12 protein-coding genes are annotated in these 19202 nt (G+C 46.4%); 2 read left to right on the top strand and 10 right to left on the bottom strand.

The annotated features are described in order from the left end of the window. Positions 1-317: 317 nt before the first annotated feature. From IX91_RS26475 to znuA, 3 genes are all read right to left on the bottom strand, one after another. A complete protein-coding gene (locus tag IX91_RS26475; RefSeq protein WP_004747663.1) occupies positions 318-563 on the bottom strand; it encodes a hypothetical protein in 246 nt (81 codons plus the stop codon). Positions 564-811: 248 nt separating this feature from the next. Further along, positions 812-4069 carry a helix-turn-helix domain-containing protein gene (locus tag IX91_RS04530; RefSeq protein WP_004747662.1) on the bottom strand — a complete coding sequence of 1086 codons (3258 nt, stop codon included), beginning with the start codon at positions 4067-4069 and terminating at the stop codon, positions 812-814. Between the two features lie 433 nt (positions 4070-4502). Continuing rightward, entirely contained in the window at positions 4503-5390 is an 888-nt protein-coding gene (gene znuA / locus IX91_RS04525) for a zinc ABC transporter substrate-binding protein ZnuA (protein WP_004747660.1), read from the bottom strand. 80 nt (positions 5391-5470) lie between these two features. On the opposite strand from znuA, the gene znuC reads away from it, so the two are divergent. Both znuC and znuB read left to right on the top strand, forming a co-directional pair. Further along, positions 5471-6256, top strand: a complete 786-nt coding sequence (gene znuC, locus IX91_RS04520) for a zinc ABC transporter ATP-binding protein ZnuC (RefSeq protein WP_004747659.1) — start codon at positions 5471-5473, stop codon at positions 6254-6256. Next, the gene (gene znuB, locus IX91_RS04515) at positions 6249-7034 is read left to right on the top strand and encodes a zinc ABC transporter permease subunit ZnuB (RefSeq protein ID WP_004747658.1); all 786 of its coding nucleotides are present in this window, start codon (positions 6249-6251) and stop codon (positions 7032-7034) included. The genes znuC and znuB overlap by 8 nt, the downstream gene beginning before the upstream one ends. 495 nt (positions 7035-7529) lie before the next feature. Here the strand turns inward: znuB and purF are convergent, their stop codons facing one another. The 7 genes from purF to IX91_RS26750 form a co-directional block, all read right to left on the bottom strand. Next, positions 7530-9044, bottom strand: coding sequence for an amidophosphoribosyltransferase (gene purF, locus IX91_RS04510; protein ID WP_004747656.1), 1515 nt, complete (start codon positions 9042-9044; stop codon positions 7530-7532). 34 nt (positions 9045-9078) lie between these two features. Continuing rightward, on the bottom strand, positions 9079-9570 hold the full coding sequence (locus tag IX91_RS04505) for a CvpA family protein (protein WP_004747653.1): 492 nt from the start codon (positions 9568-9570) through the stop codon (positions 9079-9081). Between the two features lie 63 nt (positions 9571-9633). Beyond that, positions 9634-10170: an SPOR domain-containing protein gene (locus tag IX91_RS04500; protein ID WP_004747651.1), complete on the bottom strand. Its 537-nt coding sequence runs from the start codon at positions 10168-10170 to the stop codon at positions 9634-9636. Further along, complete coding sequence (gene folC, locus IX91_RS04495; protein WP_004747650.1) at positions 10171-11436, bottom strand: bifunctional tetrahydrofolate synthase/dihydrofolate synthase; 1266 nt, start codon at positions 11434-11436, stop codon at positions 10171-10173. Positions 11437-11480: 44 nt separating this feature from the next. Then, on the bottom strand, positions 11481-12407 hold the full coding sequence (gene accD / locus IX91_RS04490; RefSeq protein ID WP_004747649.1) for an acetyl-CoA carboxylase, carboxyltransferase subunit beta: 927 nt from the start codon (positions 12405-12407) through the stop codon (positions 11481-11483). Between the two features lie 175 nt (positions 12408-12582). Next, on the bottom strand, positions 12583-13377 hold the full coding sequence (gene truA / locus IX91_RS04485; RefSeq protein ID WP_004747648.1) for a tRNA pseudouridine(38-40) synthase TruA: 795 nt from the start codon (positions 13375-13377) through the stop codon (positions 12583-12585). A 123-nt stretch (positions 13378-13500) separates the two neighbouring features. Then, positions 13501-19152: a FimV/HubP family polar landmark protein gene (locus IX91_RS26750; RefSeq protein ID WP_038550310.1), complete on the bottom strand. Its 5652-nt coding sequence runs from the start codon at positions 19150-19152 to the stop codon at positions 13501-13503. Between the last annotated feature and the right edge of the window lie 50 nt (positions 19153-19202).

The raw sequence follows: 19202 nt of genomic DNA, 5'->3' as shown, positions 1-19202 counted from the left end.
CCTATTGTGGCAAAGGTGAGTATTTCGCATGCTCCACCACCTCTGATAAACCACTCTTTAGATCCGTTACAGAAGCCCTTTAGCTTGGCTCACTCCAGGCAAAAACGTTAAAAGCGCACTCGTCAATTACGTCAAAAGATAGCTTTTTCTTACTGTTTGGGCAGATTAATTGCTGAAACAAATAAAGAGAAAAACCAATTTTTCCTTAATATACATCAACTTAGTCAACTGTCGCTTTTCTTATGCCATCTTGGCGTTAATTTTATAAGTAAAAAAAGTCCTACTCGCTATAGTTAATCACGTCGAGAGGGCATCCCTTAAGACAACATTGAATTCCAGAGGTGGCGCATCAGCGTCACTCCGGCAGCAAGCGAAGGTGTCGTTGGCACCCGTGGTATAGTCCCCCCGGCTATGCCACGATATTTTTTTTCTTTCTCTCTAAGCAATTCACGCAATTCACGCAATTCACGCAATTCACGCAATTCACGCAATTCACGCAATTCACGCAATTCACGCAATTCACGCAATTCACGCAATTCACGCAATTCACGCAATTCACGCAAGCGATTATAGCCATTAGCTCTTGTCCAATACGCTTAAAGAAGATCTACATCGTAATTTCAAAGCAGTTCCAATCCCTATCGCGGTACATAGGTGTCTAAATAATTAGGCAGGCAAAATTACTTAGAAGGGATAGTTTGCAGCGAGCTAGTTGCTGGCATGGGGTAACAAGCGTATGAAATAACTGCCTTACCGCGTATTGCTCACGCGGTACTATAGGACAGTGGTATTAGCTGATCGCTCTTTCTAGCTAGTAGCGGCTTTGTTGCTCAACAAACTGGGTTGGTGACATACCAAAACGGTGCTTAAACCTTTGGCTAAAGTAAGAAGGGTCATTGAAACCGCACTCAAAGGCAACATCCGAGACCTTTTCCCCTGCAAGTAATCGGCGACAAGCGTTGTCTAAACGCACCTCTGTCAAATACTCGGTGAAGGTTTTCTCTATTGATGATTTAAGCCTGCGCTGTAGGCTTCGCTCCGATACGTAGAGCATCTTAGCCGCAGAAGAGGTACTAAATTCAGGATCGGTATAGTGGTCATCAACCAATTGAATCACCTTTGATAGCCAAGGGTCATCGTGGACAAGTTCAGCGCACTCTTCGTCTGCTGGCATCACAATCGGGTTGCTCTCGAAAGAGACACTCTCTTGCCAACTGATTTCCAATAGGTTGCGATCCTCAGAACTAAACAAGCTCATCTCGCCACCGCTTTGCGTGACGAGCTTATGCAAGTTATCTGATGATGTCACGCTACCAGAATTAGAGTCAAAGGCATCACCTTGATCCAGCATAGAGAAAACAACCATCCCCTCTTTTTGCGCTAACTGAATCACTACCGTTTGATTGCGATAGCAGCGTCTTAAAATACCATCAAACAGTAGGTTAAATAGCTCATCAAGATTAAAGTCATTCAGGCCTATAAATAGCTCTTGGTCAGATTCAAGCTCAACATTGACTCCCACCTTGGCTAGCTCATCTTTCCAACTACTGATCACCGAATTCACGATCATGGTGAGATTAAATACAGGAAGAGCTTGCCCATTCGTTGAACGCACATTGATTAACGTTTCTAGCTCTTGCTGCATATAACCAATAAGCTGCTCATGGGTTAACGAGTTAGAAGCAGTTGTGTTAAGCCGCTCTTTTAACTCATTGACAGACTGACTATAAATCAACCAACGCACTTCAAGCTGCTTACGCAGTTGATTGTTGTTGCCGAGCAAAACTCGGCTTTGATGACGTAGCTGATTGGTTTTGAGTGCCACTTGGGCTTTAAGCAAGCGGTTTGACTTCGCCATTAAACGTGAACGCCAGTAAACGATAACCGCGATAACAACCAGTACCGCAAGTACGTAAGTAACTATCGCAATGTGACTAAGAAACCAAGGTTCGGTGACCAGAAACTGATAGCTGTTGCTATTGCCTTTTACTCGCCCATTCCTGACGGCGCGAACCTCTAGGCTATATTCCCCGGGCATGAGGTGTTCAATGGTCAAGGTACTGCCGTCCAGTGCCTGCCAGTCACTACTTTGGTTCAAGCGATATTCAAGATTGATGTTGCTAGCACTCGGCAGAAAGCCAAACTGGAAAAAGATCGACTCTCCATAGCCGATTTGTGGTGTTTCTTGCACCGTATTGGCTAAGGAAAAAAGCTTTTGATTGCGCTTGATTTGGCTAAATATCACACGTGTATCGGGTAAACGACTCACCACTAATTGCTGGGTGTTTACCTTCACTAGGCTGCTATCAGCCCCAAAGAAAATGTTTTTTTCGCTGTCGCTGCCAAAAGTACACACACCCGGCAAAAATTCGTTGCTGATGACACCAAATGGTTCGCCATAATGCTGGGTCAATGAGCCTTGAGGTGTGTAACGGGAAAGCCCTGTGGATGAGGTCAGCCAAATGCCGTCTTGATTTTGAATCAAGCATTTTGGTGTTACGTGGCCATCAACCATATCAATGGGATCGACATTATTAGTGAACAAATCTAAGCGATACAGCCCATAGCGACTGGCTACCCAAAGCTCACTTTCTGATGGTTGCACCGCATCAATCACTTCACCAAATGGGATACTTTCCCCCACAAAACTAATCTGGCCATCGCGGACGACATACATCCCATGCTCGGTCCCTAACGTCACATAGTCTTGAGAAGTCACGTACATATTAGTTAACTGAGCAGGGAGATATTTGTCGATCATCCACTCAGAACCATACTGTGTAAGCTTGCGACTGACCAGATCGAAACTCCACAGTTGAGTATCACTTGCACCCCAGATCATTTTGCCGTGGTTAAACTCTAGGAATCTCACCGTGTTAGTTTTTAGGAAGTTGGGCAAGTCATCATCGATAACCTCGCCCGTATCTGCATTAACACAGACAATACCTTTATCGGTAGCCAACCACAGAACACCATTATGTTCTTCTACATCGTGCACACTGCCGCGAAATACCAGTTTTCGTGAAGACGGTTTAACTAGATTTATCTTAAAAACGCCTTTGTTGGTTAGTAGCCAATAACCGTCCCGCCCTTTACTACGATAAAGCTCGACGAGCTTTTCTCCTCGGCTCACAACTGACATATCTTCATTTGAATAGCGGGTAAACTTATGCGAGTAGAGAGAAAAATAGCGAACACCGCGATCGGTGGCGACCCAGATCCCACCAGTATTATCGTTGAGAAGAGAGTAGATCTTTTCGCCCGCTAAACTATTGCCTGCGCCAATCCCCTGCTCAAACTTCTGAGTTTCACCTGTTAAGAAGGTATAAACAAACAGACCTTTTTCGGTGCCAATCCAGTACTCTTGATCCGTTTCGGTAATACTCAGTACATGACTACCTGCGATGGTGCGAATTGGCTCGTTCGGTTTGTTGATATTGAAAATCAGCGCGCCATTCAATGAGCCAATGATCAGTTCACGTCGCTTTTCAGAGAAGTAGAGTTTTTCGACATAGTTTTTGCCAGAACTTGAAACATGCTCAAAATGACTCCCTTCAGAGAGATAAACACCCGCATTGGTCGCCACCACCCACTTAGAGAAAATAAACTTAGCGTCACTAATTGCGATTTGAGAGGACTGGTTGTACTGATACAACTCCATCAAGGAGAAGGTTTGAAACTCGCCACTATCAATTTGATAGGTATAAAAATTACGTTCATCAGATACCCAGATATAACGCTTGGATGAACCAATTTTTAGGATCTCTGTTCCGGGCGTTAAACTAAACACCAACTCCTTTTCTTGATTAGGAACAGTACGGTAGATTTCGTTTTGGAAAAATGACCAAAAAGCGTTGTCTAGAAATGCGATTTGTGACGCTTCATGATCAAGCGCCGAGCCCTTTTCAGGAAGGATATGTTGCCCATCGAAGAACAACACTTGATCGCGTACGTCTTGCAGCCAAATTCCTCCCTCATCAGCAAGGAATAATTGCTTGGCAGCGAACACCTTCCCCTGCGCTAAAGTTGGCAAAGGATAAAACAGCTTAGGTGACGTATTTGCCGCCATCGTCACTCCCGTATAGAGGAGAAAAAGCAGCAAAGTTGCAATCTTACTCAAGATAATCCATTTCCTAGCAGCAGATAAAAAAGACCAAATCGTTGGCGTGCTGAGCCTAATAGCTCTATTGTTATTTTGTGATAATAATTATCTAGGAAATCGGGGGATTAACAAGTAAGGAAAGGAAATAGTTGGCAAGTTTTTCGATGAGTTCACAGATAATACCAATCGGGATAAATAGGTGTTCAGATAATTGCGCAGGAAAAATCGCTTAGAGCAAGGCATAGATTGCAGATAGCTAGTTTTTCTACCTTCACCATTCTTTCAAAACATAGCTATAACGCTGCTATCAGCGATTTTAACCAGCAAGAATGACCAAATATTTATTTTGATTGGTATCTTATGTCAGCCAAAGGCACAAACCTTTGGCTGAATGTCATATTTAGCGCGTTAAGCAGTTGCTAAAACTATCAGCAAGGTTTTGCTTAAACTTAAAGTAGCCACCTTCAACCGCTTCGACATCAATACCCAATGGATCTAGGACACCTGTTTTAGCGTTACTACCACGAGTGACTGATTCAACCACTGCTGGTGTGAACTGAGGCTCTGAAAATACACATCGCGCTTGTTCAGCCGCTAGCGTTTTACGGATAGAGATCAGTGTTTTCGCGCCTGGTTTGCGCTCTGGGCTCACCGTAAAATAGCCAAGGTGATTTAGAGGGAAATCTTGCTCAAAGTAACCATAAGCATCATGGAAGACATAGTAGCCCGCATCAGCAACTGGCGCTAACTGTTTAGTGATTGCTGCTTTCTGTTCGGTTAACTGCTGCTTAAAGACTTCTAGATTTTTTACGTACTCAGCTTTGTTGGTCGCATCTAACTCAACAAGTTTTTGCGTGATCGCTTCCGCCACTTGCATTGTCGGTTTATAGCCTAACCAAAAGTGAGGATCGTGAGAACCATGATCATGCCCGTCGTGACCATGATGGTCGTGATGGCCACCAGCAAATTCACGCAACTCTAACCCATTGATATCACTCAATGTCAGTACATTGTCTTGATCTTTAAGGACTTTGGTTAAAAACGGTTCCAAGTCATTACCGTACCAAACAACGAGATCGGCATTTCGTAGGCGTTTTACGTCTGAAGGACGCAATGCATAGTCATGAGGTGAGGTGTTTGAACCAAGGAGTACCTCAGCTTGTGAGATGTTTTTTGTCAACTCAACTGTGATGAGCTGAATTGGTTTGATACTGGTTAGAACGGTTGATGCTTGGGCAATAGACGTACTTGCGAGTACAATTGCGCACGCCGTTAGAAAACGTTTCATATTATGATGATTACCGACTAGTTATAAGAGTGAATAAATGTTACATTATAACATTAGTCAATTGCAAATGAGTTCCATTCATGTCGATTCTAGTCGAACTCAATGATATTTGCGTTCAATTTGGCGAACGTAAAGTACTTGATAACATTTCTCTTCGTCTAAATAGAGGCGAGATAACCACACTGATAGGCCCGAACGGAGCAGGAAAGTCTACTCTGGTCAAAGTGCTTCTTGGACTACAGAAAACCTTCAGCGGAAAAGTCACCAAGCCAAAAGGGTTGAAGATCGGTTATGTACCGCAAAAACTTAGGCTTAATGACTCATTGCCTCTGAATGTTGAGCGTTTTCTGCGCTTAGCAGGTAAATACAGTAAACAAGAACTGAACGATGCCTTAAAGCTAGTCGGTGCTGAGCATCTGCTGAAAAGCAATATGCACTCTTTGTCTGGCGGAGAAAACCAACGCGTTCTTCTTGCACGAGCACTACTGCAACGCCCTGATATCTTGGTGTTGGATGAACCAGCACAAGGTGTCGACGTTCAAGGTCAGATTGATTTGTATGAGCTGATCGATACCATTCGTCATCGCTTTAACTGCGCCGTGTTTATGGTTTCTCACGATTTGCACTTGGTGATGGCAAAAACAGATGACGTCGTGTGTATTAACCACCATGTCTGCTGCTCTGGTGCGCCCGCTGATATTGCGCAGCACCCAAGTTATATCGCGCTGTTTGGTCATACCCACCAGCAGCCATTTGCCTTCTATCATCATCAGCACAACCATCACCATCATGATCTCGCTGGCGATCCCGTCGACGGTGATGCTGACAATTGTTCAAATCATTCTCACGGTCATCATCATGATTGAGTTTTTACTTCCTTCCATTTTGGCGGGCTTAGGAATCGCGCTTATTGCCGGACCTTTAGGCTCTTTTGTAGTTTGGCGTCGTATGGCGTACTTTGGCGATACGCTGGCTCACGCGTCTCTAATGGGGCTTGCACTCGGCTTCTTGTTAGATATTAATCTATACCTAGCACTGACGGTTTGCTGTTTGGCCCTAGCGGTTATCTTAGTCACCCTGCAAAAACAGCAGCTTGTTGCCACAGATACCCTACTCGGCATTCTTGCCCATAGTGCCCTATCGCTAGGTTTAGTCGCAGTCAGCTTCCTTGATAATGTTCGTATTGATTTAATGAGTTATCTATTCGGTGACCTGTTAGCAGTAACACCTGAAGACCTTGTTTACATCTATATCGGCGTAGCTATTGTCTCTTCGGTATTAGCCCTATTTTGGCGCTCGCTACTCTCAACCACCGTGAATGAAGACTTAGCAGCAGTAGAAGGCCACAACGTCGATTTAATGCGTCTAATCTTGATGCTCATGGTTGGTCTTGTGATCGCCATTGGTATGAAGTTCGTTGGAGCACTCATCATGACATCTCTATTGATCATCCCTGCCGCAACCGCGCGCCGCTTTGCCAAAGCACCAGAGCAAATGGCAATGCTCGCCTCTATCATAGGTGCAATTGCAGTTCTGCTTGGTTTGAGTATGTCATGGCACTACGACACACCTGCTGGCCCGTCTGTGGTTATCAGCGCAACAGCGATGTTTATGTTGAGTCAGTTGTATCGAGTTAAGGGCTAAGAGAGAAGCAGGATACGGGATGCGGGAACGGACTTCGTCCTGTGGAGTACGGAAAAACTGGAAAACTAGAGAACTAGAGAACTAGAGAACTAGAGAACTAGAGAACTAGAGAACTAGAGAACTAGAGAACTAGAAAGTTTGCAGGGCTGACTATCACGTCAGCCCTCTTAATACCGTCATCCTCAAGAGTGAGACACAAGCGAGTTGGGGATCTCTTTCAGCGAGCAGACAACCTTCAGAGATTCCCTACTCGTTCCTTCGTCTCTCTATAAAATGACCTTGGCGTTGTTTCAGCGAAACGAAACAACACGAAGCGAGAAGCCCGCTCTCGATTCTAGACTCTCGAAGCGAAGCGTTCTCGAAGGACGAAGTCCGTTCCCAAAACAAAAAAACCGATGTATCCACATCGGTTTTTGTCTAATTCTCGCTATCTAGCTTTCCAGCAGCGGAGCGCTCCATAGGGCAAAGCCCGTTCCCGAGCGCAGCGTTCCCGCTTTACGCGCCTTCGTTATGCAGCTCTAGATTTGCTAGGTCTTGTTGGATCTCGCGTTGTACTTTCGCGTCATCGCTGCGTAGAGACTCTAGGAAGTCTAGGTAAGCTTGATCGATATCGCCTGTTACGTATTCGCCACTGAATACTGACGTTTCAAACTTCTCTACATCACGGTTACCCATGCCAACAGCATCAACAAGATCTTCGATGGTTTGGAAGATAAGCTCATCAGCACCGATTTGCTTACAGATTGCGTCGTTGTCGCGACCGTGAGCGATAAGCTCAGTTGCACTTGGCATGTCGATGCCATACACGTTCGGGAAGCGAATTTCTGGTGCAGCCGATACCATGAAGACTTTCTTCGCACCTGAGTCGCGAGCCATCTCGATGATTTGCTCAGACGTAGTACCACGTACAATGGAGTCATCGACTAGAAGTACGTTCTTATCTTTAAACTCAGAGCGAATTGCGTTTAGCTTGCGACGTACAGACTTCTTACGTTGCTGTTGACCCGGCATGATGAACGTACGGCCAACGTAGCGGTTCTTAACAAAACCCTGGCGATATGGCTTATCAATCGCTTGAGCAATCTGTAGTGCTATATCACATGATGTTTCTGGAATTGGAATTACCACATCGATATCTAGGTGGTCGTACTCGTCACGGATGCGGTCACCTAGCTTTTTACCCATTTCAACGCGTGCGCTGTATACCGAGATTTTGTCGATAAATGAGTCAGGACGTGCAAAGTAAACGAATTCAAAGATACATGGGTTGAGTGTTGGGTTATCAGCGCACTGCTTAGTATGCAGTTGACCATCAAATGTCGCGTAAATCGCTTCACCCGGTGCAACGTCACGTAGGAAGTCAAAACCAACCGCATCTAGCGCTACTGACTCTGAAGCTACCATGTATTCAGTTCTGCCTGACACTTCGCGTTTACCTAGGCATAGAGGGCGAATGCCGTTAGGGTCGCGAAACGCTACCATACCGTGACCGATGATCATCGCTGTTACTGCGTATGCGCCGCGGATAGTACGGTGAACATTAGTGACTGCGCGGAATACATCGTCAGCTGTTACGTTACCTTTTACAGTATCAATTTCATGAGCAAGTACGTTAAGTAACACTTCAGAATCTGAAGTTGTGTTTACATGACGACGGTCTTTCTCAAACAGTTTTTCACGAACTTCAGACGCATTGGTAAGGTTACCGTTATGCGCTAGCGTGATACCAAATGGAGAGTTTACATAGAAAGGTTGAGCTTCTGACGCGCTTGAACTGCCTGCGGTTGGGTAACGAACATGGCCGATACCTACGTTGCCTTGGAGTCTTTGCATGTGTTTTGCTTCAAACACATCCTTCACCAAACCGTTCGCTTTTCTCAGACGAAAACGATTGCTTTCTATGGTACAAATACCCGCGGCATCTTGGCCACGATGCTGCAATACCGTCAATGCATCATAGATAGACTGGTTTACAGGCGAAGTGCCCACGATTCCAACAATACCACACATGTCCTAACCCTCGATTTTGACAATGACTGGCGCGTTATAGCGCGCCAGATAAGAAACTAGATGTTGCTTGTAAGTGTTCGAAGAAAGGGGCAATGACACGGCTAAACTCCGGCACCAGTTGCGAACCTTTCCACCACTGTGAGTCTGGAAACGATGTAAACGCATCCATAAAAAATAGCCCGGCAGACACAATAAGAACACCACGCAAACCGCCAAAGACGACGCCTAATACTCTATCTGTCCCCGACAAACCTGTTTTTTGCACCAGTTGGGCGATCACGTAGTTGACGAGTGCACCAACAATCAATGTGGCAATAAACAAGGCTGCGATCGCGGCACCGTTGCGGAACATGTCATCTTGGATATTGGTAAAGTAGACCGCTAATTTCGCGTAGTACTGACTCGCGATAAAAAACGCTCCAAACCAAATCACTAATGACAACGCTTCTTTAGCGAAACCACGAACTAAACTGATCAAAGCCGACAGGCCGATCACACCTAAAATGACAATATCTAACGGATTCATTCTGTACTTACATCTTAAGTTGGCGCGCATTTTAACAGAAAAAACGCTGACGCAAACGTTTTCTTATGGATTTAGTGGTTTAAATTTGAGCAATTGACCTTTTGAGCCGGTAATTTTTTCCAGTTCGATGATCTGGCGCTCAAGCTTACTCTTTGAAACATCAGGACCAATAATGACTCGGGTAAAACCATTTTCGGGTTTAGTGTGTGCCTGATAACCGCGCTTTTGTAGATCCTTAACCAGATTTTTGGCGTTGTCAGCATTCTTCAATGCCATGAGCTGGACGATCCACGCGCTATCTTGGTACTCATTACGCTCTGGGACTTCTTTTATCGCCACTGGCAGTGGTTTATCTTCAGCAACAGGCTCCTGAGTAACCACGACTTCAACCGGCGTCTCTGGTAAATTTTGGCTATCATCAACCGGATCGAGTATCTCAAAGCTTTCAAGCTCGCTGTCGAGCTCCGGCTTAAGGGGGATGCTCGCGATTTCTTCTTTGTAATGGGTTTTCTTGCCATCTAAAACGTCGGGTAAAACAATAATCCCTATTGCGACAAGGATAATGGTTCCAACGAGACGGCTCTGAAATTTGCTTGCCATTTATTCACCTTTGTTTTGCCAATGCTCTAGCACTTCACCCACAGTGTGGAAAGAACCAACGACGAGGATGACATCTTGTGGCGTTGCGTTTGTCAATGCAGCTTCAAATGCTTCAACTGGGTTTGGATACTGGGTTGTTCCTGACGGAAGATACTGACATAGTTCATCTGAACTCGCCGCACGTGGACCAGAAAGAGAAGCTGGATACCAATTGGCAGCGATTGGGCTTAGCGCATTGAGCGTCGCTTCAACGTCTTTATCGTGTAGCATTGCCACCACGGTATGAATATTCTTACCTTGGTATTTTTGCCCAACGCGTTCAACTAAGTACTCTGCAGAGTGCGGGTTGTGCGCAACATCTAACAAGATTGTTGGCTCTGTACTGATCACTTGCATACGACCGGGTAATTGGGCGTTTTTAAGACCATTCACGATGTTCACATCGCTTAGGTCTAAGTTCGCAGTCGCCAGTGCCATAAGTGCAGTCGCTGCATTTTGTAGGGGTAAACCTGGGACAGGGAGTTCATCGAGGGTGTAACTTCCGTGTGTCCACTGCCAAACCGACTCACTTTGCAGTTTGTAGCTGTACTGAATATCAACAGGGTAGAACTCTGCACCAATATCATCAGCGTGCGCTGCAACAGTCGCAGGCGCTTTAGGCTGACCACAAATAGCAGGTTTACCACTGCGGAAAATACCCGCCTTCTCAAAGCCGATCACATTGATGTCATCACCAAGCCAATCAACATGGTCGATAGCTAGGCTAGTGATCACTGAAACATCATGATCCACCACATTGGTCGCATCTAATCGACCTCCTAAACCCACTTCAAGCAGAACGACATCGACTTTCTCTGTTTGGAAAAGACGCAAGGCAGCTAAGGTGCCATATTCGAATAAGCTTAAGCTGATTTCGCCGCGCTGCTTCTCGATAAAATCAAACGCTTGCGCATGTTTTTCATCACTAAGATCTTCGCCATTGATACGAACACGTTCATTGTAACGAATAAGATGAGGGGAACTGTAGACACCAACAGAGTAGCCAGCATCAAGTAAGATTGCTTCCATTAAGGCGCAAGTAGAGCCTTTGCCATTAGTACCAGCAACGGTAATAACAGTAGGAGCAGGTTTAGTAAGGTTTGCTGATTGAGCAACAGCTTGAACGCGGTCTAGACCTAGGTCTATCGCAGAAGTGTGGATGTTGGTTAAATAATCAAGCCACATCGATAGTGGTGATGTGGCTTGAGGAATTTGGCTTTGACTCATCTAACTATAACCAATTGATTGTGGTTGCTTGTTAGTGAGTTACTTTACCCTTTTTCGTCTGCTTCTGGTACAGAATAAGCAGCTTCATTTGGCGAATCGTTAACAGAAACCACCAAAGGTGATGGATTGTTGTTCATCTTCGCCATCAGGCTACCAATGCGTTGACGCATTTCACGGCGGTCAACGATCATATCGATTGCACCATGCTCTAGTAGGAATTCACTACGCTGGAAACCTTCCGGTAGATCTTCACGTACAGTTTGTTCAATTACACGACGACCTGCAAAACCGATCAGTGCTTTTGGCTCACCGATGTTGATATCACCCAGCATCGCTAAACTCGCAGATACACCACCCATAGTAGGGTCAGTCATCACTGAAATGAAAGGTAGACCTTTTGCAGACATGCGCTCTAGCGCTGCACTGGTTTTTGCCATTTGCATTAGAGACATAAGCGCCTCTTGCATACGTGCACCACCACTTGCTGAGAAACACACTAGGCCACAGTTTGCTTCCATTGCTGCTTCTGCTGCACGAACAAAACGCGCACCAACAACAGAGCCCATTGAACCGCCCATGAAAGAGAAGTCGAATGCACACGCAACGATAGGCTGACCAAGAAGCTCACCTTTCATTACAACTAATGCATCTTTTTCGCCACTGCTTTTCTGAGCCGCAGAAATACGATCTTTGTATTTCTTAGAATCTCTGAACTTCAGTTTATCTTGCGGCTCAAGCTCGTCGGCAATCTCTACACGATTATCTTCGTCTAGGAATGTTTCAAGGCGACGACGCGCTCTCATACGCATGTGATGGTCACATTTCGGACATACTTCTAGGTTACGCTCTAGTTCAGCGTGGTAAAGCACCTGTTCACATGAAGTACATTTAGTCCAAACCCCTTCAGGGATAGACGCTTTACGTGAACTAACGATGTTGCTTTTTTCTAAAATCTTTTCAAGCCAACTCATGGAAGACCTTTTCTCTCTACTCCCGCGCCTAAAGCGAGGGATACAAATTCTGAATTTACGCGTGAGGATTAAAGCATATTAAATGCCAAGTGTAGACAAAAAACTGGTTGTACCTATTTCTTGAATCAATTCCTCACACACTAAAGACCTGATTAGTTCGACAATTTACCACGGTTTAGTTCAAATTGTCTGGCAAAAATAGTGGTCCAATCGGCACTCTTGGCAATTGGAATTCTTCTGGGTAATCAACATCCACCAAGTACAAGCCTTCCGCTTTCGCCGTTGCCCCTGCTTGCTTACGATCTTTGATCTCCAGTAGCTCTTTTATCCACTCTGGTTTCTGCTCGCCTCGGCCAACACAAATCAAACTACCTGTAATGTTACGAACCATATGGTGAACAAATGCATTGGCTTTAATATCGATCACGACATACTGGTTATGACGCGTCACATTAATGTGCATCATATTGCGCCAAGGACTGCGTGATTGGCAATGCGTCGCTCTGAAAGATGTGAAGTCGTTTTCACCAAGCAGGTACTGCGCGGCTTGATGCATCTTGTTTTCATCCAGCTCACCGTGATAGTGGCTAACACCCGATGAAAGAATACCCGGCCTCAACGCGCTATTAAAAATGATGTAGCGATAACGACGAGCGGTCGCAGAGAAACGCGCGTGAAACTCTTCAGGCACTTCTTTTGCCCAACGCACCGCGATATCGTCTGGCAGATTCGCGTTGGCTCCCATCGTCCAAGCGACCATTTTGCGTGTTGCTGTGGTATCGAAGTGAACCACCTGCCCTGTACCGTGTACACCAGCGTCAGTACGACCCGCACATTGGACTTCAATAGGATGGTTTGCAACGATGCTCAATGCGCGTTCTAGTTTCTCTTGTACGCTTTTTACTTCTCGCTGGCGTTGCCAACCAAAATATTGAGTGCCGTTGTATTCGATGCCTAAAGCAATTCTCATCAGGATGTTCTCGTTGAATTGTTGCTACTAAGGTCTGGTGACCAAATCTTGGGGGCGGCAGTATATACCAAAAAACAAGGGGGCTAAACAACAGCCCCCTTTTCGCTCTGTATCTAGAATTACCTAGCCCTTATTGATGGTATCAATCAGGTTCTTCGCTTCTCGGCGAATCTCATCACTTCCGTCAACGATCGCCTCTTCTAGCAGCTTAATCGCCCCTTGAGCATCATTCATCTCAACGTAGATTTTAGCTAGGTCTAGTTTGCCGGCAGCTTCTGCATTGGCATCAACGTCAGCCGCATCACCAATATCGCCAATCACATCAGGGAAGTCATTCAAACCGACATCGAGCTTAAGCTCATCATCAATCGCTTGTTCTTCTTCCGACTCAACTTCCGCCATTAACTCGTCAATGGTTCTGTAGCTGTTATCATTTGGGTTAAACTCTTCAAGCTCTGGCTGGTCTTCCCAGTTTTCATCCAGTATCTGCGCTTGTTCAGGTTGATTATCTTGTGCCCAAACATCCGCCTCATCTTCTGGAATCTCATCAGGAATACTTGCCTGCTGCTCAGGTGATAGATTAAACCCATTCCAATCCTCACCCATTTCAAGCATGGCATCGATATCCATGCCCGCACTATCAGAAGTGGTGGCATCTATCGGAGTATCAAACGAGAAGTTCGCTGTTTCAGGCTGTTCTTCCGATAGCAGCTCATCAAACGCTTTCTCATCGTAGTCTTGATGAGCTAGGTCAATCTCTTGTGTGGTTGGAGCAACATTTTCCGAAGGAATCTCGCTCAGCTCTGGAAGCTCAACAGGCTCTAACTCAAAATCATCTTGCGTCAGTTCGTCACTGGTTGGTTCAAGATCATCCAGCGCGTCTTCTTCGTTGTATTGAGGTAGATCAGCTTCAGCAATTTCAATCGACTCATTGCTCGGTTCCGCTACTGGAGCCTCAGTTTCTAGTAGAGGTTCATCAGCAACATCCGCCAGTGCTTCATCTTCACCAAACTCTGGTAGCTCTAGATCATCTAGCTCAAACGACTCGTCTTCGAGTTCCGCACTTGGTGCTTCAATCTCTGGTTGAGGCTGCTCGGCAACCTCCGCTAAAGCTTCTTCTTCACCAAATTCTGGTAACTCTAGATCATCAAGCTCAAACGACTCGTCTTCGAGTTCAGCAGTGGGTGCTTCAACTTGTGGCTGAGGCTCTTCAGCGACTTCAGCTAAAGCTTCTTCTTCACCAAACTCTGGTAACTCTAAATCATCTAGCTCGAACGACTCGTCTGCTAGTTCCGCAGTGGGTGCTTCAGCTTCTGCTTGAGGCTGCTCGGCAACATCAGCTAAAGCTTCTTCTTCACCAAACTCTGGTAGCTCTAGGTCATCAAGCTCGAACGCTTCGTCTTCGAGTTCCGCAGTTGGTGCTTCAGCTTCTGGTTGAGGCTCTTCAGCGACTTCTGCAAATGCTTCTTCCTCACCAAACTCTGGCAGCTCTAGCTCATCAAGCTCGAAAGACTCGTCTTCGAGTTCGACCGCTGGTGCTTCAGCTTCTGCTTGAGGCTGCTCGGCAACATCAGCCAATGCTTCTTCTTCACCAAACTCTGGTAGCTCTTGGTCATCAAGACCGAACGACTCGTTTGCTAGTTCAGCAGTTGGCGCGTCAATTTCTGGCTGAGGCTCATCAGCGACTTCAGCTAATACTTCTTCTTCACCAAACTCTGGTAGTTCTAGGTCATCAAGTTCTAACGTTTCGTCTTCTTGTTGAGCGCTGGGAACTTCAACTTCTGGCTGAGGCTGCTCGGCAACTTCAGCTAAAGCTTCTTGTTCACCAAACTCTGGCAGCTCTAGCTCATCAAGCTCGAAAGACTCGTCTTCTAGTTCTGCCGTTGGTGCTTCAACTTCTGCTTGAGGCACCTCGGCAACATCAGCCAATGCTTCTTCTTCACCAAACTCTGGTAGCTCTAGGTCATCTAGCTCGAACGACTCATCTGCTAGTTCTGCAGTGGGTGCTTCAATCTCTGGCTGAGGCTCTTCAGCAACATCTGCTAGAGCTTCTTCTTCACCAAACTCTGGTAGCTCTAGGTCATCTAGCTCGAACGACTCATCTGCTAGTTCTGCAGTGGGCGCTTCAACTTGTGGCTCAGGTTGCTCGGCAACATCAGCCAATGCTTCTTCTTCACCAAACTCTGGTAGTTCTAGGTCATCAAGCTCGAAGGCTTCATCCGCTAGTTCCGCAGTTGGTGCTTCAACTTCTGGCTCAGGCTGCTCGGCAATATCGGACAGTGCATCTTCTTCACCAAATTCTGGCAGCTCTAAGTCATCTAGATCGAATGACTCGTCTGCTAGTTCCGCAATTGGTGCTCCAGTTTCTGGTTCAGGCTGCTCGGCAACATCAGCCAGAGGTTCTTCTTCACCAAACTCTGGTAGCTCTAGATCATCAAGCTCAAACGACTCGTCTGCTAGTTCTGCCGTTGGTGCTTCAGCTTCTGGTTGAGGCTGCTCGGTAACATCTGCGAGTGCCTCTTCTTCACCAAACTCTGGCAGTTCTAGCTCATCAAGCTCGAATGCTTCGTCTGCTAGTTCAGAAGTGGGTGCTTCAGTTTCTGCTTGCGGTTCTTCAGCGACTTCAGAGAAATCTTCATCTGCAATATCAGGTAAATCCAGTTCAACTGGGCCCTCTTCTTCAGACTCTGTTTGCGACGCTAAGCTATCTTCTGCTTGAGGCTGCTCGGTTTGCGGCTCGTCATCAATTAGCCAATCATCATCTTGAGGGACACCAAATTCATTTGGGATCGCCTCTGGCATCGGAGCAGCAGGCTTGGCTTCAACTGGTTCGTGAGTCGGTTCAGGAGCTTGTTGAGTATCCTCGACAGCTTCGGCGATTTCTGGAGTCTCTGGAGTCTCTGGAGTCTCTGGAGTCTCTGGAGTCTCTGGAGTCTCTGGAGTCTCTGGAGTCTCTGGAGTCTCTGGAGTCTCTGGAGTCTCTGGAGTCTCTGGAGTCTCTGGAGTCTCTGGAGTCTCTGGAGTCTCTTCTTTCAGTGTGTCGCTTTGCTCTTGCTGTGCAAGTACATCATCTTCAACAATTTCTTGTTGCTCAGCACCTGAAGCAGACGTTGGTTCATCCAACCCTACAGATGGGCTTTCTACAACTTGTGTAGGCTCAGGAGTACTTTCAGGTCTCTCAACCTCATCGATTGCTGAGGTTAGCCAATCATCCTCTTGTGCCTCGGTGCTCGCAACGTCTTCAGATTCAGCTTCGCTAGATGGCTGAGCTTCATCGGCCACTTGTTCAGCTTCATCACTCAGTTGGTCTGCTTCTTCACTGTCAAACTGAGGGTTTTCAACTTCTTCAATCGCCGACGTTAACCAATCGTCTTCATCATCTGGCTCTGGCTCTGGCTCTGGCTCTGGCTCTGGCTCTGGCTCTGGCTCTGGCTCTGGCTCTGGCTCTGGCTCTGGCTCTGCAAGCTGAGCTTGGTCAATCTCAGTGTCCAAAGCAAGGTCATCAGTTACGTCTGCAGCCGGGACATCGTCGAGATCGAGTTCATCAAGAAGTGGGTCTCCCTCCGGAGCAACACTTAACAGGTCATCGATAAAATCTTCACTAGCGAAGTCTTTGTTATCAGTTGTAGGCGCCTCTTCTTCAATCGAAGGTACATCCGTAGAATCAGCTTCCAGTTCAGGCTGTGATGCTGGCTCTGGCAACTCTTCTTGTTGATCGATTTCAAGCAGCTCTTCAAACAGATCGGTCGCATCATCACCCAGATCTTCGCTGCTGTCTGCTTGAGGATCAGAACCAACCACATCTGCGAGTAAGTCTGTGCTATCGGCTAAATCGATCTCTTGAGCGGGCGTATCATCACCAATGAGTTCATCGAGTTCAGAGTCTAAATCAAATTCGTCTGCGCCTTCGGATTCAGCAATAAACTCATCGAGTAGATCGGTACTTTCTTCAGCAGGTTCGTCAACCGAGATTAACTCGTCAAAGGCATCGACTTCATCGCTCGACTCTTGCGGTGCAGCTGACTCTTCAAGAAGTTCATCTAATAGTTCGGTGCTATCTGCACTGACTTCGACACCTTCTTCATCAACGACTTCGTCTAGCAGTGCCGTTTCATCAAGCGCATTCGCTTCAAGCGTTTCTAGATCCGCCTGCGCTTCCATTTGGGCAAAGATGTCATCGATCTCGCTATCAGAAGCTAGGCTCGGCTCTGTTGAGTCATCACTTAGATCGAAGCTGTCTTCGCCTTCATCAAGCAAACTATCAAAATCGAGGTCATCACTGCTGTCATCTTGAGCTTCATTAAATAGGTCATCCAGTAGTGACTGATCAAGCTCATCAGTGCCCAGTTCCTCGCTTTCACCATCTTCTGCTAGCAGTGAGTCCAACTCATCTTGCGAGAATTCACCATCATCAGACAGATCGAACCCTTCATCATCAGAGTCTTCTATGACAACTTCATCGAGGGCGCGCTCCATCTCTTCAAGACCAAGTGCTTTATCGTCACCGTTGACGCTAATGCCGTTCGAGCTCATATCAACGTCAACATCAGCCAGTGATTCATCTAAATCACCGTCATCACCAATGCCTGCGAATGGGTCATCGCTATCTTCGCCTTCAAGGTTGAAGTCAAGGTCACCATCGTCTAGGTCGGCGAATACGTCTACTTCATCGGAATCAGCGTCTGGGTCGATTGAATCGTCACCGAACAGTTCTTCTTCCTTATCAGATTCACCAAACAGGTCATCATCGAGCAGTAGATCATCGTCAATATCTTCATTAAGAGTTTCGGGCACGACAGGCGCAACAGGTTGAGGTTGCTGCTCTGTAGGTGCGGCTTGTGGCTCTTCTTTAGAACGACGACCAAGCAGCATCATGATGATGAGGCCAATCAGTAGCCCTGGGATGATGGCTAATGCTGCAACTAACCAAGTATTTGAGAACAGTTGATCCATCGCCGAAGGCGCCATTTTTTGCTCTTCGGCGAGACGCATACGCTCAGCTTCAAGAAGTTTTTCAACTTCAGTGCGAATCCGGTCTTCATTTCCAAGTTCATCTTTTAGTACATCGACTTCAGATTGAACATCCGCCAACATTAAGCGCAGCTTATGGTTCTTCTCCTCCAGTGCCATCAGCTCGGTTTCAGAGGTCTCAAGCTGGTTTTCGAGGGACTTAACCTGTTTTTGCTTCTCGGCGTCTGCAATGCCCTTGAGGTCGCTATTTTTGTCGACCATCTTCTCTTGAGCATTGTCGACAACTTTTTCCATCGGCTTAGCCATGTCATCAGGCTGCTGGACTGGAACGATATTGACGGCTGGAGCCTGTGGTTGAGGCGTTGCAACGCTAGGTGCTTTACCCAAACGAGCTTGGTGCGCTGCCATCACGTTGACCGCTTCTTGGGTGGACACACTGCGAACTTGGCTGAGAGAAGGAATACGGATGGTACTCTGAGGAATCAGCTCGTGGATATTTTGGTTTTCAAACGCTTGAGGGTTGAGTTGAAAAATGGCGTAGAGCGTTTGTTGAACAGTAACTGCGTTAGAAGGACGTAACTGAGAGGCAATACTCCACAACGTCTCTTGTTCCGTTGTAGGGCCATAAAATCTTGAAGGTTCTGCCGTACGCGCATCACGAGCAAGAGGCTCTGAAAACTGGGGAGATGACTGGATCTCACCATTTGGCCCTTTAAGGCGAATGCTCTCCGCGTTTACGATAGTAGTTTGAGTCACGGCAACCATTGCCAGAGGCAAGAGTAGACGCTGTAAAAGTCGACGCATATAAGGCTCAGCTATGTGCTCAATTAAATTAATGACAATGATCTGTTAAA

The sequence above is a fragment of the Vibrio tubiashii ATCC 19109 genome, assembly GCF_000772105.1.
Taxonomy (GTDB): Bacteria; Pseudomonadota; Gammaproteobacteria; order Enterobacterales; family Vibrionaceae; genus Vibrio; species Vibrio tubiashii.
The sequence above is the reverse complement of the archived record's forward strand: the minus strand, read 5'-3'. Positions and strand labels throughout refer to the sequence as shown.